The 24,433-nt window shown below is 60.5% G+C and carries 28 protein-coding genes; 14 read left to right on the top strand and 14 right to left on the bottom strand.

The genetic code is table 11. From position 1 onward, the window contains the following. Positions 1-11: 11 nt before the first annotated feature. From ATN84_RS14450 to greA, 3 genes are read right to left on the bottom strand one after another with little or no spacing between them, the layout of a single operon-like run. The gene (locus tag ATN84_RS14450; RefSeq protein ID WP_082766298.1) at positions 12-809 is read right to left on the bottom strand and encodes a glycosyltransferase family 25 protein; all 798 of its coding nucleotides are present in this window, start codon (positions 807-809) and stop codon (positions 12-14) included. Next, entirely contained in the window at positions 806-1,870 is a 1,065-nt protein-coding gene (locus ATN84_RS14445; RefSeq protein ID WP_068882675.1) for a glycosyltransferase family 4 protein, read from the bottom strand. The genes ATN84_RS14450 and ATN84_RS14445 overlap by 4 nt, the downstream gene beginning before the upstream one ends. A gap of 21 nt (positions 1,871-1,891) precedes the next feature. Next, a complete protein-coding gene (gene greA / locus ATN84_RS14440) occupies positions 1,892-2,365 on the bottom strand; it encodes a transcription elongation factor GreA (RefSeq protein WP_068882324.1) in 474 nt (157 codons plus the stop codon). A gap of 228 nt (positions 2,366-2,593) precedes the next feature. Between greA and ATN84_RS14435 the strand changes: the two genes are divergently transcribed. After that, positions 2,594-3,730, top strand: a complete 1,137-nt coding sequence (locus ATN84_RS14435; protein ID WP_068882323.1) for a PQQ-dependent sugar dehydrogenase — start codon at positions 2,594-2,596, stop codon at positions 3,728-3,730. Here ATN84_RS14435 and ATN84_RS14430 read toward each other — a convergent pair whose 3' ends face one another. Further along, positions 3,731-4,798, bottom strand: a complete 1,068-nt coding sequence (locus tag ATN84_RS14430; RefSeq protein ID WP_244491091.1) for a DUF1176 domain-containing protein — start codon at positions 4,796-4,798, stop codon at positions 3,731-3,733. 170 nt (positions 4,799-4,968) lie between these two features. Between ATN84_RS14430 and ATN84_RS14425 the strand changes: the two genes are divergently transcribed. Further along, positions 4,969-5,865 (top strand): DMT family transporter, encoded by an 897-nt coding sequence (locus tag ATN84_RS14425; protein WP_068882673.1) that lies wholly within the window; start codon positions 4,969-4,971, stop codon positions 5,863-5,865. On the opposite strand, the gene ATN84_RS14420 is transcribed toward ATN84_RS14425, so the two are convergent. After that, entirely contained in the window at positions 5,855-6,205 is a 351-nt protein-coding gene (locus ATN84_RS14420) for a DMT family protein (RefSeq protein WP_068882322.1), read from the bottom strand. The two genes, ATN84_RS14425 and ATN84_RS14420, sit on opposite strands and share 11 nt — an antisense overlap. 241 nt (positions 6,206-6,446) lie before the next feature. Between ATN84_RS14420 and ATN84_RS14415 the strand changes: the two genes are divergently transcribed. Then, positions 6,447-7,214 (top strand): extensin family protein, encoded by a 768-nt coding sequence (locus tag ATN84_RS14415; RefSeq protein WP_082766324.1) that lies wholly within the window; start codon positions 6,447-6,449, stop codon positions 7,212-7,214. A gap of 36 nt (positions 7,215-7,250) precedes the next feature. Here the strand turns inward: ATN84_RS14415 and ATN84_RS14410 are convergent, their stop codons facing one another. Further along, entirely contained in the window at positions 7,251-7,655 is a 405-nt protein-coding gene (locus ATN84_RS14410) for an acyl-CoA thioesterase (protein WP_068882321.1), read from the bottom strand. Between the two features lie 275 nt (positions 7,656-7,930). Here ATN84_RS14410 and ATN84_RS14405 point away from each other — a divergent pair, with 275 nt between their 5' ends. From ATN84_RS14405 to ATN84_RS14390, 4 genes are all read left to right on the top strand, one after another. Continuing rightward, positions 7,931-9,088 (top strand): alpha/beta hydrolase, encoded by a 1,158-nt coding sequence (locus ATN84_RS14405; protein ID WP_068882671.1) that lies wholly within the window; start codon positions 7,931-7,933, stop codon positions 9,086-9,088. Between the two features lie 87 nt (positions 9,089-9,175). Beyond that, a complete protein-coding gene (locus ATN84_RS14400) occupies positions 9,176-9,709 on the top strand; it encodes an SH3 domain-containing protein (RefSeq protein ID WP_068882320.1) in 534 nt (177 codons plus the stop codon). Positions 9,710-9,834: 125 nt separating this feature from the next. Continuing rightward, positions 9,835-12,660, top strand: coding sequence for an excinuclease ABC subunit UvrB (gene uvrB, locus ATN84_RS14395; RefSeq protein ID WP_082766297.1), 2,826 nt, complete (start codon positions 9,835-9,837; stop codon positions 12,658-12,660). Positions 12,661-12,840: 180 nt separating this feature from the next. Next, positions 12,841-13,308, top strand: a complete 468-nt coding sequence (locus ATN84_RS14390) for a hypothetical protein (RefSeq protein WP_068882319.1) — start codon at positions 12,841-12,843, stop codon at positions 13,306-13,308. Between the two features lie 113 nt (positions 13,309-13,421). On the opposite strand, the gene ATN84_RS14385 is transcribed toward ATN84_RS14390, so the two are convergent. Both ATN84_RS14385 and ATN84_RS14380 read right to left on the bottom strand, forming a co-directional pair. Further along, positions 13,422-13,775, bottom strand: coding sequence for a VOC family protein (locus ATN84_RS14385; protein WP_068882318.1), 354 nt, complete (start codon positions 13,773-13,775; stop codon positions 13,422-13,424). After that, complete coding sequence (locus tag ATN84_RS14380) at positions 13,772-14,794, bottom strand: zinc-binding alcohol dehydrogenase family protein (RefSeq protein ID WP_068882669.1); 1,023 nt, start codon at positions 14,792-14,794, stop codon at positions 13,772-13,774. Before ATN84_RS14380 ends, ATN84_RS14385 begins: the two co-directional genes overlap by 4 nt. Before the next feature lie 115 nt (positions 14,795-14,909). Between ATN84_RS14380 and ATN84_RS14375 the strand changes: the two genes are divergently transcribed. Next, positions 14,910-15,290, top strand: coding sequence for a winged helix-turn-helix transcriptional regulator (locus ATN84_RS14375; protein ID WP_068882317.1), 381 nt, complete (start codon positions 14,910-14,912; stop codon positions 15,288-15,290). 9 nt (positions 15,291-15,299) lie between these two features. Here ATN84_RS14375 and ATN84_RS14370 read toward each other — a convergent pair whose 3' ends face one another. Both ATN84_RS14370 and ATN84_RS14365 read right to left on the bottom strand, forming a co-directional pair. Further along, a complete protein-coding gene (locus ATN84_RS14370; RefSeq protein WP_068882316.1) occupies positions 15,300-15,704 on the bottom strand; it encodes a polyketide cyclase in 405 nt (134 codons plus the stop codon). Positions 15,705-15,746: 42 nt separating this feature from the next. After that, entirely contained in the window at positions 15,747-16,193 is a 447-nt protein-coding gene (locus ATN84_RS14365; protein WP_201026374.1) for a Kazal-type serine protease inhibitor family protein, read from the bottom strand. A 399-nt stretch (positions 16,194-16,592) separates the two neighbouring features. Between ATN84_RS14365 and ATN84_RS14360 the strand changes: the two genes are divergently transcribed. The 3 genes from ATN84_RS14360 to ATN84_RS14350 all read left to right on the top strand — a co-directional run bounded on the left by ATN84_RS14360 (position 16,593) and on the right by ATN84_RS14350 (position 18,667). Continuing rightward, complete coding sequence (locus ATN84_RS14360; protein WP_244491105.1) at positions 16,593-17,405, top strand: SPOR domain-containing protein; 813 nt, start codon at positions 16,593-16,595, stop codon at positions 17,403-17,405. A gap of 349 nt (positions 17,406-17,754) precedes the next feature. Next, positions 17,755-17,970: a cold-shock protein gene (locus ATN84_RS14355; protein WP_068882315.1), complete on the top strand. Its 216-nt coding sequence runs from the start codon at positions 17,755-17,757 to the stop codon at positions 17,968-17,970. Positions 17,971-18,214: 244 nt separating this feature from the next. Continuing rightward, positions 18,215-18,667, top strand: a complete 453-nt coding sequence (locus tag ATN84_RS14350) for a BA14K family protein (protein WP_068882314.1) — start codon at positions 18,215-18,217, stop codon at positions 18,665-18,667. A gap of 72 nt (positions 18,668-18,739) precedes the next feature. Here ATN84_RS14350 and ATN84_RS14345 read toward each other — a convergent pair whose 3' ends face one another. The 3 genes from ATN84_RS14345 to ATN84_RS14335 all read right to left on the bottom strand — a co-directional run bounded on the left by ATN84_RS14345 (position 18,740) and on the right by ATN84_RS14335 (position 21,021). Next, positions 18,740-19,384, bottom strand: a complete 645-nt coding sequence (locus ATN84_RS14345) for an MBL fold metallo-hydrolase (protein WP_068882313.1) — start codon at positions 19,382-19,384, stop codon at positions 18,740-18,742. A gap of 256 nt (positions 19,385-19,640) precedes the next feature. Then, positions 19,641-19,922 (bottom strand): hypothetical protein, encoded by a 282-nt coding sequence (locus tag ATN84_RS14340; protein WP_068882312.1) that lies wholly within the window; start codon positions 19,920-19,922, stop codon positions 19,641-19,643. A gap of 208 nt (positions 19,923-20,130) precedes the next feature. Continuing rightward, positions 20,131-21,021, bottom strand: a complete 891-nt coding sequence (locus ATN84_RS14335; protein WP_068882311.1) for a branched-chain amino acid aminotransferase — start codon at positions 21,019-21,021, stop codon at positions 20,131-20,133. Between the two features lie 307 nt (positions 21,022-21,328). Between ATN84_RS14335 and ATN84_RS14330 the strand changes: the two genes are divergently transcribed. From ATN84_RS14330 to ATN84_RS14320, 3 genes are all read left to right on the top strand, one after another. Next, positions 21,329-21,832, top strand: coding sequence for a MarR family winged helix-turn-helix transcriptional regulator (locus ATN84_RS14330; protein ID WP_068882310.1), 504 nt, complete (start codon positions 21,329-21,331; stop codon positions 21,830-21,832). A 46-nt stretch (positions 21,833-21,878) separates the two neighbouring features. Continuing rightward, positions 21,879-22,583, top strand: a complete 705-nt coding sequence (locus ATN84_RS14325) for a response regulator (RefSeq protein ID WP_068882666.1) — start codon at positions 21,879-21,881, stop codon at positions 22,581-22,583. An 85-nt stretch (positions 22,584-22,668) separates the two neighbouring features. Continuing rightward, positions 22,669-24,009, top strand: a complete 1,341-nt coding sequence (locus ATN84_RS14320; protein WP_068882309.1) for an ATP-binding protein — start codon at positions 22,669-22,671, stop codon at positions 24,007-24,009. Between the two features lie 75 nt (positions 24,010-24,084). Here ATN84_RS14320 and ATN84_RS14315 read toward each other — a convergent pair whose 3' ends face one another. Next, on the bottom strand, positions 24,085-24,432 hold the full coding sequence (locus ATN84_RS14315; protein ID WP_068882308.1) for a tRNA-binding protein: 348 nt from the start codon (positions 24,430-24,432) through the stop codon (positions 24,085-24,087). Position 24,433: the final 1 nt, after the last annotated feature.

Raw genomic sequence — 24,433 nt, 5'->3', positions numbered from 1 at the left:
GAATTCCAGTCTCATAGAAGGCCATCCATCAACGTTTCCGCCATGGCTGCCGTGCAGAATAGATGGCTGACCGATGCTCTGATCAAGGCGTTGCGAATGGCGACCGATGCGCGGTAGAGCGGCCGCCTGATTTCCCGGTTGACGATCTCGGCCAGCGTCTTCGACTTGTTCTGCACCACCGTGCCGCCAAGCGTCCCCGAAATTTCACGGATGCAGATCGGACGGGCGGAAAGGACACGCACCTTATTGATCCAGCGCATCTGGGCCGTTGTATCCACGGGACGATCGAATTGCCGCGTCACATCGAGCAGAAGCGCGGCCGCCTCGCGCCCGATCAGCTGCATCTGCATGCCCAGGCCGGGCGAATGCGGCGCGATTATCGATATAGCGCCGGTTTCTTCAGCCACGACCGGTCCCTTTTCGCCACGCGCGGTGCAGGGAAAGCGGATCAGATCGCGGGGCTGGATCGTCTTCAGCGCGACCAGCAGAACCGGCGTGAACCATTGCGCATCGGGCTGCACATCATCCTCGACGACAAGCCCGGCATCAAGATCCTGATCGACGATTGCCTGCCATGCTCTTCGATGCGACAGAAAACAGGCGATCTCGGTCTGGCGCAGCCTGAAAGGATAGGCCGGACGGTGGAGCTTGCCACGATAGACGGCATCGACATCTCCTTCGGACAATGTCGCAGCGTCTACCGCATCGATGATCTCCGCCGGCAGGCTGAGTTCTTCAAGCAGCTTTTCGACCTGGGGCTTGCGTGCCTCGGCTCGTGCGAGATGGATGACAAAGGCTTTGGCTTTCATTTCCTACCATTGTTTCTGCCCCCTGAAGCGAACACCCGCTTATAAACATCCATGATCGCCGCCGCTTCTTTTTCGAGCGGGAAATTCTCCCGCACATGAGCGAGCGCATTGTTGCCATGGATTGCGGCAAGATCGGGATCGGTGAGATAGGGTCGGATCGCTTCCTTCAAGGCGGCGCCGTCGCCCGCCGGCACCACGACCCCGGTCTTTCCCGGTTCGATCATCTCGGCATAGGCCCCGGCGTCGCTCGCCACCACCGCGGCACGGGACGCCATTGCTTCCAGCGGGGTCAGGCCGAACCCTTCGTTGCGCGATGGCGCGACATAGAGCGAAAGCCGCCTGTACCAGACCTTGATATCCGGCACCTCGCCCAAAAAGAGAATGCGATCTTCAAGTCCGGCCACAACAATGCGCGCCTTGAGATCGTCCTCGAACCCCTTGTGCTCGGCCGTGGTGCGGCCGGTGATGATCGCCGTCCAGTCCGGATGGTCCGGCAGGAGCGCGATCATGGCATCGACGAAAAGATCCGTGCCTTTCTGGTGACGCACCCGGCCAAAGCAGCCGATAGCATATCGCCCCGGCAGGCCGGAGGCAGAGAAGTCGTCTTCCGGCATTTGCGGCGGATGAAACCGCTTCATATCGACGCCATGCATGATGACAGTGTGCGGCACTTCCAGATAGCTGCCGGAACGCGCGCTGGTGGCGATCACCGCATCCATGCGGCGGATCAGCCATTTGGTGAAAGGCTTGTGATTGCGCTGCGCGGCAGAGGTGAAGACGAGGCGGAGCGGCATGCGCAAAACATCGCGCATCAGCACGCCTGCCACCATCTCATTGTTGCGCCGCGCATGCCAGATGCGGACATCCCGCCCTTTCGGCCTCCGCCAGAAGCTAAAGAGGGACAACCAGCCGAGCCTTGGCAGGCCGTCCGGCAGGCCGGGTCCGAGGGTTGCTATCCCAAGGCCCAGCTGTCGCTGCAACGGGATAAGCTGCACGATGGTCGAGGTCACCCCAGAAAGCTGGCGCTTGAAATTGGGCGCGACGACCTCGACGTCGCTTATACGCTCCGACACGCCTGCCGCTTAAGAGTATCTAAGACCGACGATCTCATACGACCGCGAGCCGCCGGGGGCATTGACCTCGATCGTATCCCCCTCGCTCTTGCCGATCAGTGCCCGCGCGATCGGCGAAGAAATGGAGATGCGGCCCTGCTTCACATCGGCTTCCTGGTCGCCGACGATCTGGTAGACCTTTTCCTCTTCGGTGTCCTCGTCGACAACGGTCACCGTGGCGCCGAATTTGATCTTGTCGCCTGAAAGCTTGGAAATGTCGATGATCTCCGCGCGCGCTACGAAATCCTCCAGCTCGCCGATGCGGCCCTCGTTGAGGCTCTGCGCTTCCTTGGCGGCATGGTATTCCGCATTTTCAGAGAGGTCGCCATGCGCGCGTGCCTCGGCAATTGCATCGATGATGCGCGGCCGTTCCTCCTGTTGACGCCAGCGAAGCTCTTCCTTGAGCTTGTCGAAACCGCCTTGAGTCATCGGGAACTTTTCCATGCCCAGTCCTTTCCTCTGCCTATGCTGCGCCATTCAAGGGGCATTGAGACACAAAAAGAAAACGGCCCCCGGAGCAAAGCTTCGGAACCGTTCAAATCATTATCTTCGTAATATAGCACCGATCGCGGCGATTTCACGAAGAAAAAATCTATGCCTCTGGGGCAGCCTGGCCGAGCCGTTCACGCAGCATTGACTTGAAGCCCGCCTCCGCCCCGCTAGATTCAGGTCATGACGAACAGAACGACCGTTACCCTTGCAAGCCTCTTCGCCATCCTGTTTACAGGCCTCTCATCTGCCGGCGCGCAGGAGATCGCCACCGAAAAGGTAAGGATCAGGGCGGAGACGGTCGCAACGGGCCTCGCCTCCCCCTGGAGCCTCGCCTTTCTTCCCGATGGTGCACTGCTGGTCACCGAAAAGGCCGGAACCATGCGCATCGTCCGCAAAGGTGAGCTTTCCGAGCCCATATCAGGCGTGCCGAAGGTCTGGGACAGTGGCCAGGGCGGGTTGCTCGATGTCGCACTGGCGCCGGATTTCGAAAAAAGCGGCATCATCTATTTCACCTATTCCGAGCCCGGCAATGGCGGAGCAGGCACGGCGATCGCCAGTGCGCGCCTCGAGGAGGACGGCGAAACCGCACGTCTGCGCGATGTGAAAACGCTGTTCTCGACAAAGAAAAAGACATCGCGCGGCCAGCATTTCGGCTCGCGCATCGTCGTCGCGCCAGACGGCACGCTGTTCGTCACCTTCGGCGAGCGCGGCGATATGGACCGGGCGCAGGACCCGCAGGATCCAGCGGGATCGGTGCTGCGGATCAACGCCGACGGTTCGGTTCCCCGAGACAATCCATTCGCCGATGGCGGCAAGGCGCTGCCGCAGATCTGGTCGACCGGACACCGCAACCCGCAAGGCGCTGCATGGGATCCGCTCACCAATGCGCTTTGGATCACGGAGCACGGCCCGCGCGGCGGCGACGAGGTCAATCGCCCCGAAGCCGGTAAGAATTATGGCTGGCCGGAGATCGGCTATGGCCGCCACTATTCCGGCACCAGGATCGGCGTAGGTACGGCGGCCGAGGGTTATGAACAGCCGCTCTATTACTGGGATCCCTCAATCGCGCCCTCCGGCTTTGCTGTTTATAGCGGCGATATGTTCCCGGAATGGAAAGGTGATCTGCTGGCCGGCGCGCTGAAATATCAGATGCTGGTACGCCTCGACCGCGACGACAACGCCCGCATCGTCAGCGAGGAGCGGATGTTCCAGAACGAGTTCGGCCGCATCCGCGACGTGCGCGTCGCCCCCGACGGTTCGATCTATCTGCTGCCCGACAGCAGCAACGCACCGATCATTCGGCTATCGCGGGCCTGATCATTTCTTCAGCGGCCAGTTGGCGGGCCAGTTTGCCGGGCCGCCGCCGTCATTGCCGTCGCATTCACCCTTGCTGCGCGATTGCATCAGCACGAAGGTGATCCCGTCCTCGTCGCCTTCCTCCGCTTTCCATACATTGTAGACACCGCAATCGCCCAGCCCACGTCCCCTGAAGAAGGCCGTCAGCGTCCGGCTCGCCTGATCCCAGTCGATATTCCAGGCGGTAGCGGTCGTCGTCGGGCCCTTGTCGCCCATCACCGGCAATGCAACCGGCGTCACCCGCCCATCCTGCTCCTGATAGAATACATAGGGCTGGTTATAGGCGCCGCCGACCCCGCAGGGCAGGCCGAGCAAGGTGCGATCGCCGATCTTGGCCGCGAAGCCGCCCACCGCAGCGAACCGGTCGGCATCGACGCCGCCGCAGACCGTATCGTCGCCGGTGAAAACTGCCCGGATCGGCTCTGGTATCTTGTCGAAACTGTCGATGGCAGTAACTTCGGGTGCTGGCGCCGACGGCTTGTCGCCCTTCGCCTGCAGGGCGTCCACCGTCCCGACGCGTCCCTGCGTCTCATCCATGAAGATGAGCCCGCCGACAAAGCCGGCAAGCGAGAAATCGGCCTTCAACGATCCTTCCTTGGTCTGCAGACGCACCTCCGCCCTGCTCCCCGCCTTCAGCGCATCGATCAGCTTGGCCATATCTGTCTGGTCGGCATAACGATATTCACCCCCTTCGCTGTTCTGCTTGAAGGACGAGGCCGGGATATCCAGCACCTGCCTGCCGTCCACCGAAATGCTGACCGTCGAGCGCGGCGCCAGTTCCGCCGCGCCGAGCACCAGCACCGGCTGCGTTTCGGGGCCGGCAGCGCGCTCAATTGACAATGCGTAAAGCCCCTGCACCTTGTTCTGCCAGGAGGAAAGCGTACAGGTCTGGACAAAGCTGCAACTGACCGAAATATCGCGCACCTTCTTGTAGGTCGCAAAGGCCGGCAAAGCGGAGCCGGCCACCAGAGCCGCGGTGAGGAGCGCGACCGGCACAATGCGCATCAACCTGATTTCATTCGGGATCATTCGCCTCTCCTCGATTGTTTCTGCAGCTTCCGAGAGCTGCCCTACCCTCCCGGCACTTGCCTGCGCGATTCGCAATGGCTAAGGCTCGGGAGCAATTTAGCCTAAACAAGGTAACAGACGGTATTCCTTCACAAGGAATACCGCATCAAATGCTGTCCATGGAGTTCGAAATGCCGCGCACCCGCGCCAATCTGGTTCTTCTCCTTGCCGGTGCGATCTGGGGTCTCGGCTTCGTCGCGCAATCGACGGCGATGGCCAGCATCGGACCGCTGATCTTCATTGGCCTGCGTTTCGTCCTCGCAACGCTGACCGTGCTTCCCCTTGCCCTGCGGGAAGCGCGGCAGGCGCCGAAGGCACTCAAATCCTCCGACCATTTCGGCTTTTTGTTCATCGGTCTTCTGTTGTTCGCCGGCATCGCCGCGCAGCAGTTTGGCATGATGACCACATCCGTCACCAATGCCGGCTTCCTGACCGGGCTTTACGTGGTGATCGTGCCGATCGTCGGCATCATCCTGTTCCGCAATTGGCCACACCCGATCATCTGGCCCTGCGCGCTCGCCGCGCTCACCGGCATATGGCTGCTTTCCGGAGGAGCGCTCGATGCCCTGGCGCCGGGCGACTGGATGGTCATCCTCGGCGCCCTGTTCTGGGCGCTGCAGGTGCTCTTCATCACGCGCTATGCCAACCGCACCGGCAGGCCGCTCACCCTCTGTGCGGTTCAGTTCGCCTTCTGTGCAGTCCTGGGGCTTGCCATCGGGCTGGCGCAGGAAGGCATCGACTGGGCGGCCGTGCGCGCCGCAGCGCCGGAAATCCTCTTCACCGGCATCTTCTCCTCAGGCGTCGCCTTCACGCTGCAGGCCGTGGGCCAGCGCTACACGACGGCGCCACAGGCCGCGATCTTCCTGTCTTCGGAAGCGCTCTTCGCAGCCCTCTTCGGGGCCATCCTGCTTGGCGAGCGCCTGCCCTCCACCGGCCTTGCCGGCTGCGCCCTGATCTTCGCCGCCATGCTCGCCGTCGAACTCGTCCCGATGATGCGCGAGCGCCGCGTCTTGAAAATCAGGCCTTGAAGATCAGCGCCGCGCCGCAGGCGATCAGCGCGAAGCCGACCAGGTGCTGCCACGTCAACGGCTCCTTGAGATAGAACACCGAGAACGCCACGAAGACGGTCAGGGTGATGACCTCCTGGATCGTCTTCAACTGCGCCGTCGAATAGATCGCATGCCCCATCCGGTTGGCGGGAACGGCGAAGCAATATTCCACCAGCGCGATGCCCCAGCTGACGAGGATGACGGCAACCAGCGGCACCTTGGTGAATTTGAGATGCCCATACCAGGCGAATGTCATGAAGACGTTCGAGGCGACCAGCATCAGGATGGGTAGAATGGAGGGGGATAACAGCACCCGCATAGGCGTCCTGCGAGAAATGAGAAAACGGGCGCCATTGCACGATGAGCGGCGGCAAAAGCAAGGGGGAAAATCAGGAAGGGAGCATCCGCCGCGATGATTCCACGGCGCCGCCGCTTTTCGGTCACAGCCCTTAACGGCAGCGCTGACTCTTCCTTTACGCTTGCCGCCTATCGTCGATCCCGCCCGCCCCATCAATGTGATCATGCGCCGGCATTCGAGGCGCAAGATGGAAGTAACGGACATGAGTATCGCGTTGTCCCAATCCCGGCGCCTTGCCGCGCTTCTGGCCGTCTGCGCCGCCGCCTTCACCGCGTCCTGCTCGCGCGAGACGGTTCGCCGCCCCGAGGCCGATGTCGGCATGTCCCTTTCAGCGCCGGTCAACGAAGACCAGAGCTACGGTTTCCTGCCGCCGGTCGAGAACCCGGTCACCGCAGGCGAGAACATCTACACGCAATCCTCCGAGGAGACGGCCTGCCGGCAGCGGCTGAAACGGCTCGGCGTGGTCTTCTCCGAACTGCCGCCCATCAATGACGGTGGTTCATGCCGCATCGATAACCCCATTCTGGTGTCGGGCTTTGCGGGCGGTGCGATCGACTTCAAGCCCGCCGCCAAGCTCAACTGCGCCGTGACCGAAGCCTTCGCCCGCTGGGTCAAGGGAGACCTCGTGCCGTCGACGCGCTTCCGCTATTTCTCCGGCGTCGACACCATCTACAATGCCGGCGGCTATTCCTGCCGCACGATGAACCACCGGCGCGGCGCCAAGATGTCCGAGCATTCGCGCGGCAACGCGATCGACGTCACTCGGATCAAGCTCAACAACGGCAAGGCTGTGAAGGTGCACAAGCCAGGCTGGTTCTCCTTCCGCGAGCGTGGACTTCTCAACAGCGTCCGTGCCGATGCCTGCGATTATTTCACCACCGTGCTCGGACCGGGCTACAATCGCGAGCATAGCGATCATTTCCATTTCGATCTCATGCAGCGGCGCAACGGCTATCGCGCCTGCCGATAGGGATTCAAAAACAGCGCCTTGATCGGAAAAGCTGAATCAGGTCGTCAGCATATCGGTTGCCGGCGGCACCGGCGTCGGCTTGCCGTCCTTGTCCAAGGCGACCATGACGAATTCCGCGCTGGTCACGAGTTCCATCCTGAGGGTCAGGTAGCGCTGCGCCCAGGCCTCGACCTTCAACGTGATCGAGGTACGCCCGACGCGGACGATATCGGTATAGACACAGAGCGTATCGCCGATCTTCACCGGCTTGGCGAAGGACATCTCCTTCACGGCGGCGGTCACGACACGTCCCTGCGCCCGCTCCGCCGCGCGTATGCCGCAGGAGGAATCCATCTGCGCCATCACCCAGCCACCGAAAATATCGCCCGCCGCGTTGGCGTCGCGCGGCATCGCCTGGGTGCGCAGTGTCAGCATCCCCATGGGATTGGCCTCTTCCGTCATCGTCAGTCGTCCTTTCGCTGAAGCGGGCAATCAGAATCGCGCCCTTGACGGCCATGATGATGCAGGAGAGAACGGCTGAGAAGCGCTTAATCCTGGGCTTGAACCTCATTGGTGTATGCCAAAGGCCACACTGCGCCATCGGCATACATCTATCGGTGGATATCGGAATGATATCCGGTTGCGACACCGCGCGATTGCTGGTTTTGTGCTTGCACTCGCCCCAGCTGGGCGGCCGCAACGACAAAACTGACGACCGCAAGGCACCGGGACACCTGATGACGATTGCACGAATTTCGGCGCTTTTGCTGGCGATACTGCTGTTGGCGGGATGCGGAGGGCCGCGCGCGGTTCTGTGGCTGGGGCCGAGCAGCGACATCATGGTCGATACGGCAGCGAAGCCGGCGGCCGTGGTGCCGATCTATATCGCCACCAGCCGTCAACGCTCCGACAATCTGTCCCTGCCCTATAATGCCAAGCGCTCGCCGACGCTCAATTTCGCACGCGTCGATGTTGGCATTCCGCCCAACCACAAGAACGGTCTCGTCGAAAAAACCGGCTACAAGCCCAATCCCGCCAAGTATTTCGCCGCTGTCGCCTTCCAGCCTTACGATAACAGCAAGGTTTTCACCGAAAAGCTGAACGCGGCCTTGGCCGCCCGCCCGGCCGACGAGCAGGAAATCCTGATCTTCGTGCACGGCTACAACAATAATTTCGCCGACAGCACCTTCCGCGAGGCCCAGTTCATCCACGATTACGGCTTCAAATCGGTCGCCGTCCACTATGCCTGGCCCTCCGGCGGCTCTCTCGGGCTTTACGCCTATGACCGAGATAGCGCCAATTTCGCCCGCGACGGGCTTGCCAAGCTGCTGGAGATCGTCAGCCGGACGAAAGCGAAGCGCATCCTGCTGGTCGGCCATTCCATGGGCACGCTGGTGGTCATGGAGGCCCTGCGCACCCTCGCCATCTCCGGCAAGCGCACACCGCTCGACCGGCTGACCGGCGTCATGCTCGCGGCTCCCGATATCGATGTCGACGTGTTCAAGGAGCAGGTAAAGGATATCGGCAAACTGCCCCGTCCCTTCGCGGTCCTGGTTTCCAGGGAAGACAAGGCGCTCAACATCTCCGGGCGCATCACCGGCGGCCATCCCCGCGTCGGCGACGGCTCCAGCATCCAGATGCTGAGGGACAACGGCATCGCCGTGCTCGATCTGTCCGCGGTCGATGGCGGCAGTCATGACGTGTTCGCCAGTTCGCCGACCCTGATGACCCTCGTGCGCAGGGGCGGACTGACCGAGCGCACGCTGGAGGGCGAAGGCCCGACGCCGGGCGAGGCCATCCTTGCCGATGGCTCCTCTGTTATCCAGGGCGCGGCCTCGCTGGTGCTCTATCTTCCCGCACGCATTCTCACCGCCGCCACCGACCTGCCGCGTTGAACCTTTACTGGCTGACCGGAACATAAACCCCGCATTTGGCGTTATCATGTGCAGAGGGATGGATTGTCTGTAACATGGAGCATATCCATGAAATCACTCTTGAGAACCATCGTCCTGGCCACAGGTGTGTTTGCTGCCGGCTCAGCCCAGGCTGCAACCGCACTGGTCACCACGGATTTGAACGTGCGTAGCGGACCGGGAACGCGATATGCCGCCATCGGCACGCTTCCCAATGGCGCGCGGGTGGATGTCAGGGGCTGTACCGCTGGTTATGGCTGGTGCCATGTGTACTATGGCGGCCTGTCCGGCTGGGCGTCCTCACGCTATCTCGCGACCCGTCAGGGATCGGCGGGATATTCCGGAGATTTCAGCAACAGCGCCGCCGCAATCGGCATCCCGCTGATCGCCGGCGCCATTATCGGCTCCGCACTGAGCGACCGGCATTATTATCGCGATCGTGGATATTATCGTGACCGCTGGCATCGCCGGCATTGGCATCGTGATCGTTGGGATGGCCCACGTTGGCGCGACCGGCCAAGCTGGCGTGATCGCGGCGACTGGGATCGGCCGCGCTGGCGCAGCAGCAGGCGCATCATGCCGAATTGGGATGGCCCGCGCTAACCCGGACAAAGCAAATGTCCTCCTGACAACATACTGTCAGGAGACGCCGATACAGCATGAGAGGGCGCAGAGGTTTTCCCCGCCGCGCCCTTTTCATTTCTCCTGACTCTCTCCATATTGCGGCCATGGCATCATTACCGAAAAATTCATCCGCGCCGCGCTCGGGCGAATACGACCGTCCGGAGAGCGACGAGACGTTTGCGACCGACGGTTTTGGCGAAGCGCCCCAGGCCGGGCTGACAGGCACGCCCCTGTCCGGCTCGATCGCGGATTGGGCCGCCGAAATCGGCGCCGAAGCGGAGAAGGTAAAGGCGGGAAAGCCGAAGCAGCCTAAAAAGATACCGGAGCGCTCGACGGCCGCCGGCAAATCCGCGCGCGGCACCTCCATGGGTGGCGCGGCCTCCGCCAAGGAGCGCGCGGCGGCCGGCCTCAATCCGGTCGCCGGTCTCGACATTAGCCTGGAAGAGGCTGCGGGGCTTTCATCCTCCGGCGCGACCGCCACCGTCAAGGCGCTCGCCGACCTGATCGAATCCGGCAATCCGCTGTTCAAGAATGGCGAAATGTGGACGCCGCACCGCCCTGCCCGGCCGGAAAAGTCCGAAGGCGGCATTCCGATCCGCATGGAAACCGCCTTTCAGCCCTCCGGCGACCAGCCGACGGCGATCCGCGACCTCGTCTCCGGCATCGATGATGAAGACCAGACGCAGGTTCTCCTCGGCGTCACCGGCTCAGGCAAGACCTTCACCATGGCCAAGGTGATCGAGGAGACCCAGCGACCGGCGCTCATCCTCGCGCCGAACAAGACGCTCGCCGCCCAGCTTTATGGCGAGTTCAAGAGCTTCTTTCCCAACAATGCGGTCGAGTATTTCGTCTCCTATTACGATTACTACCAGCCGGAGGCCTACGTCCCGCGCTCCGACACCTATATCGAGAAGGAATCCTCGATCAACGAGCAGATCGACCGGATGCGCCACTCCGCCACCCGCGCTCTGCTCGAGCGCGACGACGTGATCATCGTCGCCTCTGTCTCCTGCATCTACGGTATCGGCTCGGTCGAGACCTATACCGCAATGACCTTCGAGATGAAGATCGGCGACCGGCTCGACCAGCGCCAGCTTCTGGCCGACCTCGTGGCCCAGCAATACAAGCGGCAAGACATTAATTTTGTGCGCGGCTCCTTCCGCGTGCGCGGCGATACGATCGAAATCTTCCCGGCCCACTTGGAGGACCGCGCCTGGCGCATCTCCCTCTTCGGCGACGAGATCGAGACGATCACCGAGTTCGATCCGCTGACCGGTCAGAAGACCGGCGATCTGAAATCGGTGAAGATCTACGCGAACTCGCACTATGTCACGCCGCGCCCGACGCTCAACCAGGCCATCAGATCGATCAAGGAAGAGCTGAAGCACCGGCTCGACGAACTGAACCGCGCCGGACGTCTGCTCGAAGCCCAGCGCCTCGAACAGCGCACCACATTCGACCTTGAGATGCTGGAGGCGACAGGTTCCTGCGCCGGCATCGAGAACTATTCGCGCTATCTGACCGGCCGCAAGCCAGGCGAGCCGCCGCCGACATTGTTCGAATACATTCCCGACAACGCACTGGTCTTCATCGACGAGAGCCACGTCACCATCCCGCAGATCGGCGGCATGTATCGCGGCGACTTCCGCCGCAAGGCGACGCTGGCCGAATACGGCTTCCGCCTACCCTCCTGCATGGATAACCGTCCGCTGCGCTTCGAGGAATGGGATGCGATGCGCCCGCAGACCGTCGCCGTCTCGGCGACCCCCGGCAAATGGGAGATGGAGCAGGCCGGCGGCGTCTTTGCCGAGCAGGTCATCCGTCCGACCGGCCTCATCGACCCGCCTGTCGAGGTGCGCTCGGCCAAGAGCCAGGTGGATGACGTGCTTGGCGAGATCCGCGAGACCACCGCCAAGGGCTATCGCACATTGGTCACCGTGCTGACCAAGCGCATGGCCGAGGATTTGACGGAATATCTGCACGAGCAGGGCATCCGCGTCCGCTACATGCACTCCGATATCGACACGCTGGAGCGCATCGAGATACTGCGCGACCTGCGCCTCGGCGCATTCGACGTGCTTGTTGGTATCAACCTGTTGCGTGAGGGCCTGGATATTCCCGAGTGCGGCTTCGTCGCCATCCTCGACGCCGACAAGGAAGGTTTCCTGCGCTCCGAGACTTCGCTCATCCAGACCATCGGCCGCGCCGCGCGCAATGTCGACGGCAAGGTCATCCTCTATGCCGACCAGATCACCGGCTCGATGGAACGCGCCATGGCGGAAACCTCCCGCCGGCGCGAGAAGCAGACCGAATACAATCTGGCCCACGGCATCACGCCGGAGAGCGTCAAGAAGAACATCGGCGACATTCTCAACTCGGTCTACGAGCGCGACCATGTGCGGGCCGATATTTCCGGTTTCGCCAAGGAGGGCGCGCTTGTCGGCAACAATCTCAAGGCGCACCTTGAACATCTCGAGAAGGAGATGCGCGACGCCGCCGCCGATCTCGACTTCGAACGCGCCGCCCGCCTACGCGACGAGATCAAGCGCCTGCGCGAGACGGAGCTTGCCATATCCGACGATCCCCTTGCCCGCGAGGTCGAGCTGGAAAGCCCGGTGACGGGCCGCACCAAGGGCCGGCACAATGCCGGACGCAAGGCGCATCGCACCGTCGACGACGGAAAGCCTTCGCTCTTCCGCAAGCCCGATCTCGACGAGATGGGCACCTCCGGCGACCACGCGGTACCGGCCGGAGAAAGCCGCTTCCGCAAGAATTCGCTCGATGAGATGACGGTGCGCCGCACCGAAGTCCCGGCGGGCGGCGAAGCGCCGATCAGGCGCGAGCGCGCCGGCATCGGCTCCTATGAGGATCCGGCGGAGGTATCCCGCAAGAAGCGGCGGCCCGGCAAGACCGGCCGGCCGGGGCGGTAGACACCGCCCGACGGGCTGAAAGTCCGCTATTTTAATCGGCAATCTGACCGACGAAGGAAGCAAGGCGATTATTGTTGCCTCGCTCCTGCGGAAACCATTACGGCAGTTGCCTTTTCCCGCATTGCGTCGTATTTCAATATTATTACAACCATAAGAATATAATTGTCCTTGGAAAAATACATGAATTTCATCAACGATCAGGAATTGGCGCTGCGCCTTAAAGACAATGCAGTTTCTTCGAAAGAAAAGTACCTATACTTTATTTTATTCATTTTTATTACAACCGTTTTATCAAGCCCAATTGTAACAACATATCTATACACAGGAAATATAAACAAGTTTGACTACATTATAGACTCAATAAATATAATATCCTTTATTATAGGATCAACATTATGCTATAAAACAAATAAATCAGGAGACGATAAAGATTTTATAGAAAGAATGATATGCATAAGCTTTCCCGTTCTTATAAAATCAATTGTTATATTACTTTTAGTATCTATGTTTTATTATACTACTATTCAGATTATCGGATGGCGTGAAAATATAGATGAAAGCGCTATTTACGATCTTCCTCCAGCAATTTTCATTATTCTATATTACTATTGGCGACTAAACGCCTCAATGAAAATAGCCGCAAATTAAGCAAGCGCCGCGTCTCATATCCTGTCGTCAGCTTCGAGCTCGACCCGGGGTTCTATGGCCAAGGACAGATGAAGCCGGCCTGCGCGATGGAATCCAGGCGCGGAGCACCACTATCAATCACGATGGCTCAGAATATTGACGAGCCTGCTGAAGGGATCGCGCACATAGAAGCGGCGCACGCCCCAGGGCTCGTCGGCGGGCCCGTATTCTATGGCAAATCCCGCCTCCTTCATGCGCAGCAGCGCGGCGTCGACATCATCGACCTCGATCGAAAGGTCCGGCACTGGCGTGCCGGAGCCGCCCTCCACGGCGAAGCTGACCTGAACGCTCGCCTGTTCGCGCGAGCCGTAGGTCATGATCCAGCCATGGTCCATCAGCACATCGAGGTCGAGCACACCCTGATAGAACCGCTTGGCAAGAGCGATATCAGGCGTAGCGATATTGGCGACGATGCGCTTGACCTTCATGCGTCCTCCCATCCTTCGACCACAATCTTACCCCGCGCCCTGCCGCTTTCAAGGATGGCATGGGCCTTCTTGAGATTTTCTGCGTTGATCGGCGACAGCACATCGGTCAGCGTCGACTTGATCCTGCCTTCGTCGACAAGCCGCGCCACCTCATCCAGAAGGCGGCCCTGGGCATCCATATCCGCTGTTTCGAACAGGGAGCGGGTGAACATCAGCTCCCAATGCACCGAAACGGACTTGCGCTTGAAGGGCACAATATTCAGCACGTCCGGATCATCGATCAGGCCGAACCGGCCCTGCGGCGCGATCAGCTCGACGATTTCGGCAAGATGGCGCAAGGTTTCCGTGGTGGAGAAGACAAAGGCCGGTTTGCCGATACCGAGCGCTTCCACTTGCGCCGCCAGCGGCTTGCTGTGGTCGATGATATGATGCGCACCGAGCTGCTTCACCCATTCCCGCGTCTCGGCGCGTGAAGCGGTGGCAATGACCGTCAGATCGGTCAATGCGCGAACGAGCTGGATCGCGATCGAGCCGACACCCCCTGCCCCGCCGATGATCAGGATGGCGTTGACCGTGCCCGGCACGGGCTTGCGCACATCCAGCCGGTCGAACAGCATCTCCCAGGCAGTGATCGAAGTCAGGGGCAGTGCCGCGGCTTCCATTTTGGAGAGCGAGGTCGGCTTGTGCCCGACAATGCGCTCATCCACCAGATGGAATTCGCTGTTCGCGCCGGGCCGCGTGAGCGAACCCGCATACCACACCTGGTCTCCAACCCTAAAATTCTTCACCGCATCGCCGGCTTCGACCACCGTGCCAACGGCATCCCAGCCCAACACCTTCCATTGGCCCGGCTCGGCCGAAACGGCGCTCCGTATCTTGTAGTCCACCGGATTAACAGAAACCGCCTCCACCTTGACCAAAAGGTCTCGTCCAATGGCATCAGGCTTTTTCAAGGTTACGTCCGACAGCGCATCGGCGCGGTCGAGGCTTCCGGCTTGCTCATAGGCAACTGCTTTCATCATGCTTGCTCCATTTGCTATGGAACCTATATGCAGCTACGATTGAAATCTGAAAATACGCACAAAAATCGCCCATAGTGCACCTTTTTGTACTTAGGCACCAAAGGATACCGACATGGCCAAGATCCGCCATTCCCGTCTCGACTGCCTTCCCGGCTGCTCTGTAGAGGCTGCGATCAGCCTCATCGACGGCAAATGGAAATGCGTCGTGCTGTTCCATCTTCTGGGTGGCACGATGCGCTTTAACGAAATCCGCCGCCAGATACCCGACGTCACCCAGCGCATGCTGACCAACCAGTTGCGCGAACTGGAGGAAGACGGGCTGATCGTGCGCAAGGTCTATGCCGAGGTGCCGCCGAAGGTGGAATACAGCCTCTCGCCACTGGGCCGCAGCATCGAGCCGATCCTGCTGGCGCTGAAGGAATGGGGCGATGCCAATATCAGCCGCTTCGGCAAGCCGACTGCGGCAGCCACTCCGCTTGGGGATGTCGCATAGCAACAAGCCTCAGAGCGCCTTTTCCAGCAATTCCTTCAACTGCTTCAGGTCCCGCTCAATCCATTCGGTGTCCCTGCGGAAGAGTTCATCGCCCATCTCTTCAATCCGGAACAGCGTGAAGATAACCTCGCTGCCCCCACCGTTGCGAATGACCCGAAGTGGAACGTAGACCTCGTTCCCGTCGCCGAGAAAGACCGTATGGTCGGCGACGCCGAATTCATTGGGCGGCGAAAAGTGGATCCGCACGCGGCCCGACGGCCCATCGGCGAGCCACTCTTCTCCGGATCTTTCCAGACCATTGGCGAGGCCGGAGGCCCATAGGGGAAAGTTCTCCGGCCGCGCCAGGAATGCGCTGACGTCGCGCCAGTCGCGTTCGATGGCAATGCTGATGTTGCGGGTTTCACGGGTGCTCATGGATACTCTCCTCTCCCCAAAACCCGCCCCATCATATCACCATTATCGGCAAGGACCTCTGCCGATGATGCTGTAGCCACCGCGTTCCGCCTCGCAGGAATTCGGGAACGTGCGAACGGAACCGCCGCGCCGCGCGCAGACAGGCGCGTATTCCCTTGTGCAGAACTCCGGCCGCTCCGGCCTTCCCGGACGCGGCGGGATGACAGGTCCCGGCCCACCGCCGGTCCAGTTGCCTTGGCCGCGGCGCCCACATTCGCCGCGATGCACGACCCGGTATCCTTCCGCACCGGCCTGGCAGGAATTGCCAAAGGTCTGGCGCCTGCCACCACGCTCGCCGCAGACCGGAGCATAGATCATCGGACACATTTGCGGCCCGTCCGGCCGAGGCCCTGCTGGCCCCCCGCCATTCTCGACGGCGACGCAGCCCGTCAGCAGCAGTGCCGCTGCAAGCGGACCCAGTCCAGGCATGTTCATATGGATGATTGTCATCAAACCCTCTCCTTGTTCTCGCCCTCGACCGCGTTCTCTTCCAGCGCGCGATTCCCATCCCCTAAACTATCGTAAAACAGCACGCCCGAATGGCAAGGCGGGGAGAAAGAAGCCGTTCACCACCATCCCATTGCCCGCTTCGCTTTTTGACCGGTCTATGCTTATTCTCTAGGCGATCATGGCTGCTGCGCGAGGACACGGCATTTGGGCAAGAGGGACGCCAGCTTTGGAACAGATGGCCGACCGGGATATCCGGGCCGGCTTTTCCGCCAAATCATTGTTATCACCTTTCTTGGCCTGACTTCTGGCCTGCCCCTGAATTCGACCGGCGCATTGGCGGAGCCGATGCCGGCATCGCCGCTGACCCCGGCGGAGGAAAAACCTGCCACTGCTGGAACAATGCCGCCGCCGCAACCGCCAGAAGAGAAACCGGAGGAGCCGCCGGCAAAAGCTCCGACCGTCGCACAGATTTGCTCGCTGATCGCCGCCAATGCCGACCAACACGGCCTGCCGCGCGATTTCTTCGCCCGTCTGATCTGGAAGGAAAGCCGTTTCGACTATCGGGCCGTCAGTCCCGTCGGAGCACAGGGCATCGCGCAGTTCATGCCCTACACCGCGAAGGAGCGCGGCCTTGCAGACCCGTTCGACGTCAAGCAGGCCATTCCGGCCTCGGCGGCCTTTCTCAAGGATCTGCGCGGTGTCTTCGGCAATTGGGGATTGGCGGCCGCCGCTTATAATGCCGGCGCCAGACGGGTTTCCTCATGGCTGAAATCGGGCGGTTTCCTGCCGCTCGAAACCGAACAATATGTGCTCGACATCACCGGCCATGCGGCGGATGATTTTGCCGCCGGAGCGAAACTGCAGCCGCGCCCGCTCGACGCCAAACTCCCCTTCGATCAGGCCTGTCGCCGGCTGCCCATCGTCAAGGCCGCGACCATTCCCATGGCGCGCATCAAGCCGAAGCCCTGGGGCGTCCAGGTGGCGGGCAATTTCCGCCGCACGGCCGCCGTCGCCCAGTGGGACCGCACGAAGCGCCAGTTCTCGTCCATCCTCAAGGGGCATCCTGCCGTGGTCAGCCGCATCCGCTCGCCGATGGGCCGGCAAGGCATCTATGCCGTCAGGGTCGGCGCCGACAGCCGTGCCGAGGCGGACCTCTTCTGCAGCAAATTGCGTGCAGCCGGCGGCGCCTGCATTGTCCTGAAAAACCGTTGACAACCCTTCTACGGAAATGAATTGGACTGTGAAATCCGGCGGCCAAGGCTTATGCTGGTTGCGGCCGAAATAAGGCGAAAAACGCCTGTTCCGCCAAAATTCGCTTGCCAAAATTCGCTTCATGGATCAGTCTCACCCCGTTCGGGCATTTTGCGAACAATGGAAGACTGGAAGAAACGGCGTGCCGGAACCGCTATAAGTCCCGGGCCGGGAATTTCCTGGCAATGATCGGCTCCTTCCCTGATTTCGAGAACTGCCTGCATGACCCTCCGCCGGGCGTGGTTCGCATGGCGGTTCTACTAAATCCACTCCCCCAGGGGAGTGGCGCCAAGGAAAAGGAACGGATCCCATGGCACAGACCGGTTTGGTCAAATTCTTCAACAGCGAAAAAGGCTTCGGCTTCATCAAGCCTGATAATGGCGGTCCGGACATCTTCGTCCATATCTCCGCCGTGCAGGCTTCCGGCCTCACGGGCCTTGCCGACAATCAGAAAGTTAGCTTCGACACCGAGCCGGATCGCCGCGGCAAGGGCCCGAAAGCTGTCAATATTTCGGTCGCCGACTGACACTTCGTTCCCGGTCGAACCGGAACGAACCCCGGCCACAAGCCGGGGTTTTTTGTTGCCTTGAAAGCATCGCCCCGGCATCGGAACTATTCTGTGGGAGCGGTTTGCCGGTCAGATTCCGGCCATAATAATACCGCGTTAACTGTTCAGCTTGCGTTCATGCGGCTTCGGATAAACCGCTACCATGGTTGGTATCTGAACATTGTCCAGCCGGGAATATTCATGCTTCTGAAGGAGGCACCAAATGAACCGCTTTGTTAAGGCAGCAATTCTGGCCACCGCATCGGTGGCAGCCGTGGTGGCACCGCTATCGATCACTACCGCATCGGCCGACGATTGGGGCCGCCGCGGCTGGCGTCATCATGGAGGCTGGGACCGCCCATATCATCGCCATCGCAATGATCATCGCGATGCATGGGCAGCCGGTGCTGTCGGTCTTGCGGCCGGCGCCCTGATCGGCAGCGCGCTGTCGCAGCCGCGCTATGTCGAACCGGGTCCTGTCATCTATCAGCCGGCTCCTCCGGCTTATTACCCACCCGCCCCGCGCCGCGTCGTCACCTACCAGCGCTATGGCGGCTATGAGCCATGGTCGCGCGAATGGTACCGCTACTGCTCCGACCGTTACCGCTCGTTCAACCCGCAGACGGGCACCTATCGCGGCTATGACGGCGCAGATCATTTCTGCACCGCCAACTGATCCATACGGATACGCATGATAAAAGCCGTCGGGTCCTCCGGCGGCTTTTTGTTTGGCGATCTGGACCCGCCCCTATCCCACCAGGAACGGATTGGTCCGCCGCTCCTCGCCGAAACGGCCGCCCGGCCCATGGCCGCAGATGAAACCGATATCGTCGCCAAGCGGCAAGAGCTTTTCCTTGATTGACCGGATGAGAGCCGCATGATCGCCGCCCGGCAGATCGGTGCGCCCGATCGAACCGTGGAACAGCACATCCCCCACATGGGCGAATTTCGCTTGCCCGTTGAAAAAGATGACATGCCCTGGCGCATGACCGGGACAATGCAGCACCTCGAATTGATGACCGCCGAAGGAAACCGTGTCCCCGTCCTGAAGCCAGCGGTCCGGCGCTACGTTGCGGAACCCGCCGCCAATGCCATATTGCGGCGCGACGATCTCGATGCTGTCGAGAAGGAACTTGTCTGCCTCGTGCGGGCCGATGATCTCGACGCCGAGCGCTTCCTTCAGATCGAGCGCGCCGCCTGCATGGTCGATATGACCGTGGGTGAGCCAGATCGCTTCGATCACGATCCCCTTGGAACGTATCGCCTCCAATATCTGGTCCACATCACCGCCCGGATCGACCACCACACCCTTCTTCTCCTCATCATCGAACAGGATCGTGCAATTCTGCTGGAACGGCGTAACGGGAACGATGATTGCCTTCAATTGGCCCATGGGCTGCCTCCGGTGGCGAAAAAGGTTTGTAGGTTTCTACGGGAAAGACGGTGTCGATCAAAGTCCGCTCTGCCCCTCAACCGGATATCTCAAAGAAAACGGGCGGTCAAAAGACCGCCCGTAAACTGTAAGGTATGGCAATTCCCTCTGTGACCGGCCGCACGGCGGCCGATCGATTCCCATCCCGGCATTCACGCATGACCTGATTGGAAAGGCCAGTGGGGGGGCCTATCCGATCCCGCCCATGCGGTTCAGCTCAAGCCTTGCTGGCAACCGAGTTCTTGATCAGGCCAACGATGGCGGTCAACACGAGGCCGCCGATGCCACCGCCGGCGATATGACCGACAACGCCGTTGAGTACGGAATCGAGACCGCCATTGCTCAAAAGCGGCAGAAGCTGGCTGAGCAAAACGCCGCCGATGCCGCCTGCCACTGTGTTTCCAGCCGTGCCGAGGCTGAGGTTCTTGGCCGCGCCGGCAATGTTGCCGCCGACAGCACCGGAAACCAGCTGAATGATGATGGGAAGAAGAGCTTCCATAATTGTCACCCCGTCAAAGTGTTTCTCGCCAAAGCAGAATCCTCCGGCAAGGTGATGTTGGACGGTTTACCGCTAAAGTCAAACAGGATCACCGATCAAAAAGAAAAATGCGGCGAAAACCGCCGCATTTCTTGTTTAAAACTTAACAGAGCATTTCCAGCAAAAGTGGAAACCGGTCTTACATCCGGAAATGCGTAATATTAGGAGTTTATTCCGCTGCTGCCCGTTTTGGCTGAACTTCAGCCATGTAATCGTGCATCAGATTTGTAACGATTTCACCGACAGTAAAGCGATGTGGTCCGATCTCAGCCACCGGGGTGACTTCTGCCGCGGTACCCGTAAGGAAGCACTGCTCGAAGCTATCCAGTTCTTCCGGCATGATGGCGCGCTCCACCACTTCATAGCCGCGGCGCTTCGCCAGATCGATGACCGTGCGGCGCGTAATGCCGTCGAGGAAGCAATCGGCTTTCGGCGTGTGGATGACGCCGTCCTTGACAAAGAAGATGTTGGCGCCGGTCGCCTCGGCCACCTGGCCGCGCCAGTCGAGCATCATCGCATCCGCATAGCCCTTGGCTTCCGCCGCATGCTTGGAGATCGTGCAGATCATGTAGAGACCGGCCGCCTTCGACTTCGACGGCGCAGTCCTCGGATCAGGACGGCGATATTCGGCGATATCGAGACGGATGCCCTTCAACTTCTGCGCCGGGTCGAAATAGCTCGGCCACTGCCAGATGGCTATGGCGACGTTGATGCGGTTGTTCTGGGCCGAAACCCCCATGGATTCGCTGCCGCGCCAGGCGATCGGGCGCACATAGGCGTCCTGGAAGCCCTGCTTGGCCAGGAGCTCGCGGCAAGCTTCGTTGATCTCCGCGACGGAATAGGGAATATCGAAGCCGAGAATACGAGCGGATTCGTGCAGGCGCTCGGTATGCTCGTTGAGCTTGAAGATTTCGCCGCCATAGGCGCGTTCGCCCTCGAACACGGCACTGGCATAGTGCAGACCATGGGTCAACACATGCACCTTCGCATCCGTCCAGCGAACGAATTCGCCATTCATCCAGATGTAACCCTCAAGCTGATCGAACGGAACGGATGCCATGTTAACCTCCAGGCGTTTTCATTCCCTGAGCATGATCGGGAAAAGCTGCAGGCTTTTCCGAGAAGATCATGCGGCTTAAAAATTTTCCGGGTCTTCTGCGATACCGTCCGTTCCCGGTTATACCGGACGGCAGACTATTGGGCAAAAATGATTATATACGCAATTCAGAGAGGGATTATGTCTTGAAGAGCCGTACTGACTTTATGTTTCATTCAAAATCTGACCAACAGCTTGGCAAAAATTATCAGCACCCCGAAAATAAGTCAACAAGGCTGACATATTTTTTCGTCATACCGGAGCCCGAAAAGTGAAGCGCACCAAGGATGCCCCCCTAATTACCAAGGCCCTCTCCAATGAGGACGCCCCCGATCTGAACATCATCGAGCTCCTGTTCTTTGCCTATCGGGACTTCACCGCCGATCCGGATCTGATCCTGGAGAAGATCGGCTTCGGGCGCGCGCACCACCGCGTTCTCTATTTCATCAACCGCAAGCCGGGCATGACGGTCGCCGAGCTTCTGGACGTGCTGAAGATCACCAAGCAAAGCCTCGCGCGTGTCCTCAAGCAGCTGATCGATACCGAGCATGTCGTGCAGGTGACGGGGCCGCGTGACCGTCGCCAGAGGGAACTTTACCCCACGGCCAAGGGGCGTGAGCTCGCACTTGCCCTCGCCCTGCCACAGTCCGGTCGTATCGCCCGGGCACTGGAGGAAAGCGGCCCCGAAAATCGTGCGGCGATCGAGCATTTCCTGAAAGCCATGGTCAACCCAGATCAGCGCGCGCAGATCGACAGTTTGCCCGCAGCAGGTTAGAATCAAGACAGGTGATAGTCATATGATGAAGAGAAGGGATGCCGATATGGTCATCGAGGAAAAACCGGTTTCTGACGACGCACCGCATCTTCTCGTTGTTGATGACGATACTCGCATCCGCAGCCTTCTGTCGCAATATCTGACCGGCAGCGGCTTCCGCGTGACCGTGGCGGCCAATGCCGCGGAAGCCCGGCGCAAGCTGGAGGGCATCGATTTCGATCTGCTGATCGTCGATATCATGATGCCCGGAGAAAGTGGCGTGTCGCTGACGAAATCGCTGCGCGAGCAGAAGGACGTGCCCATCCTGATGCTGACCGCCCTGTCGGAAACCGACAACCGGATCGACGGGCTGGAAGCCGGCGCCGACGATTACCTGCCGAAACCCTTCGACCCGCGCGAACTGATCCTGCGCATCAACAATATCCTGCGCCGCGGCGCGCCGCCGCAACAGCCGAAGATCGAGCAGGTAGTGTTCGGCCCCTACACCTTCTTCATTCCCCGCAAGGAGCTGAAGAAGGCGGGCGAGAACATCAAGCTGACGGATCGCGAGCAGGATATCATGGCCATCTTCGCGGCACGGGCGGGCGAGACGGTGCCGCGCCATGAACTGACAGGGCAGGAAGGCGAGGTAGGCGAGCGCACCATCGACGTGCAGATCAACCGGCTGCGCCGCAAGATCGAGCAGGATCCGGCCAATCCGGTCTGGCTTCAGACCGTGCGCGGCATCGGATACAAGCTCAGTATCGAATGACGTCACATAGAACCGCCGGAAATTCCTACGGCAAGCCCCGAATAGACTTGGCGTGTGACGTCAACCGGAGTCTTAATCTGAAAAGATGAAATCGCTCTGGACGCAATTCGCCAGATGGCTGGCGCGCAAGATGCCGAAGCGGCTTTATGCCCGCTCGCTGATCATCATCATCGCGCCGATGGTGCTGTTGCAGTCGGTCATCGCCTTCGTCTTCATGGAACGTCACTGGCAGATGGTGACCGAGCGGCTTTCGACCGCGGTCGTGCGGGATATCTCCGCCATCATCGATATCATCGAGACTTACCCGCAGGATCCCGGATATGAGAATATCGTCCGCATCGCCCAGCAGCGCCTGGCGCTCAACATCTCCATCCTGCCGCCGGATCCCCTGCCCCCACCCGGCCCCAAGCCGTTCTTCTCAATTCTCGACTATTTCCTGAGCGAGGAGATCACACGCCAGATCAACCGTCCGTTCTGGGTCGACACCGTCGGCGATTCCGATCTGATCGAGATCCGTATTCAGCTCGAGGACAAGGTGCTACGCGTCTTTGCCCGGCGCAGCCAGGCCTATGCCTCCAACACGCTGATTTTCCTGACATGGATGGTCGGAACCGCGCTGGTGCTGCTCACCATCGCCATTCTTTTCCTGCGCAATCAGATCAGGCCGATCCAGCAGCTCGCCCAGGCGGCCGAGGGCTTCGGCAAGGGACAGCCGATGCCGGAAGGCTTCCGCCCGCGCGGCGCCGAGGAAGTTCGCCGCGCCGGCCTGGCCTTCATCCAGATGCGCGAGCGCATCGAGCGCCAGATCGAGCAGCGCACGGCCATGCTGAGCGGCGTCAGCCACGATCTGCGCACCATATTAACCCGCTTCAAGCTGCAGCTGGCGCTCGCCGGCTCCAAGATCGACGCCGAGCCGCTCAACCAGGACATCGCCGACATGCAGACGATGCTCGAAGGCTATCTGGCCTTTGCCCGTGGCGAAGCGTCGGAGGAACAAGGTACGTTCGATCTCGTCCGTTTCTTCGCCAAGCTCGGCGAAGAGGCGAAGCTGCGCCAGCGCGATCTGACGTCAAGGATAGAAGGCGACCCCGTCGTCCAGGTCCGCCCCAATGCCTTCGCGCGCCTGATCAGCAACCTGGTCGCCAATGCCTTCCGTCATGCACAGACGGTCGAGGTGGCCGCGACCCACAGCGATAGCGGACTGACCATCACCATCGACGATGATGGCAGCGGCATTCCCGCCGAAAAACGCGAGGATGTGTTCAAGCCGTTCGTCCGGCTCGACGAGGCGCGCAATCAGGACGCAGGCGGCACCGGCCTCGGGCTCGCGATCGCCCGCGACATCGCCCGCAGCCATGGCGGCGACATCACGCTCCACGACAGCCCGCTGGGCGGCCTGCGTGCGATGATCAGGATACCGGCGTGAGTGAATGGTGAATGGTGAATGGTTGTACGTGGCGATACAGCCGAACAATAGCGAATCTTTCTATTCGCTATTCACTCAAAACAGCTTACCGCCGTTCGGGACCGGCTTGTCGACGGAAGCGAGCACGACGGCGCCTTCCTCGTCCGGCAGGCCGAGCGTCAGCACTTCCGACATGAACGGGCCGATCTGGCGCGGCGGAAAATTGACCACCGCCAGCACCTGACAGCCCACCAGCTGTTCGGGCGTATAGTGCTTGGTGATCTGGGCCGAAGACTTTTTGACCCCGATGGCCCCGCCGAAATCGATCTTCAGCTTGATCGCGGGCTTGCGCGCTTCCGGAAAGGACGCCGCCTCGATGATCGTGCCGCAGCGTATGTCCACTTTCTCGAAATCGTCCCAGCTGATCAAATCAGGCCCGCTCATT

The sequence above is a fragment of the Paramesorhizobium deserti genome, from assembly GCF_001558695.1.
GTDB classification, from domain to species: Bacteria; Pseudomonadota; Alphaproteobacteria; order Rhizobiales; family Rhizobiaceae; genus Paramesorhizobium; species Paramesorhizobium deserti.
Note: the sequence above shows the minus strand (reverse complement) of the source record. Positions and strands in the feature narration are given on the sequence as shown.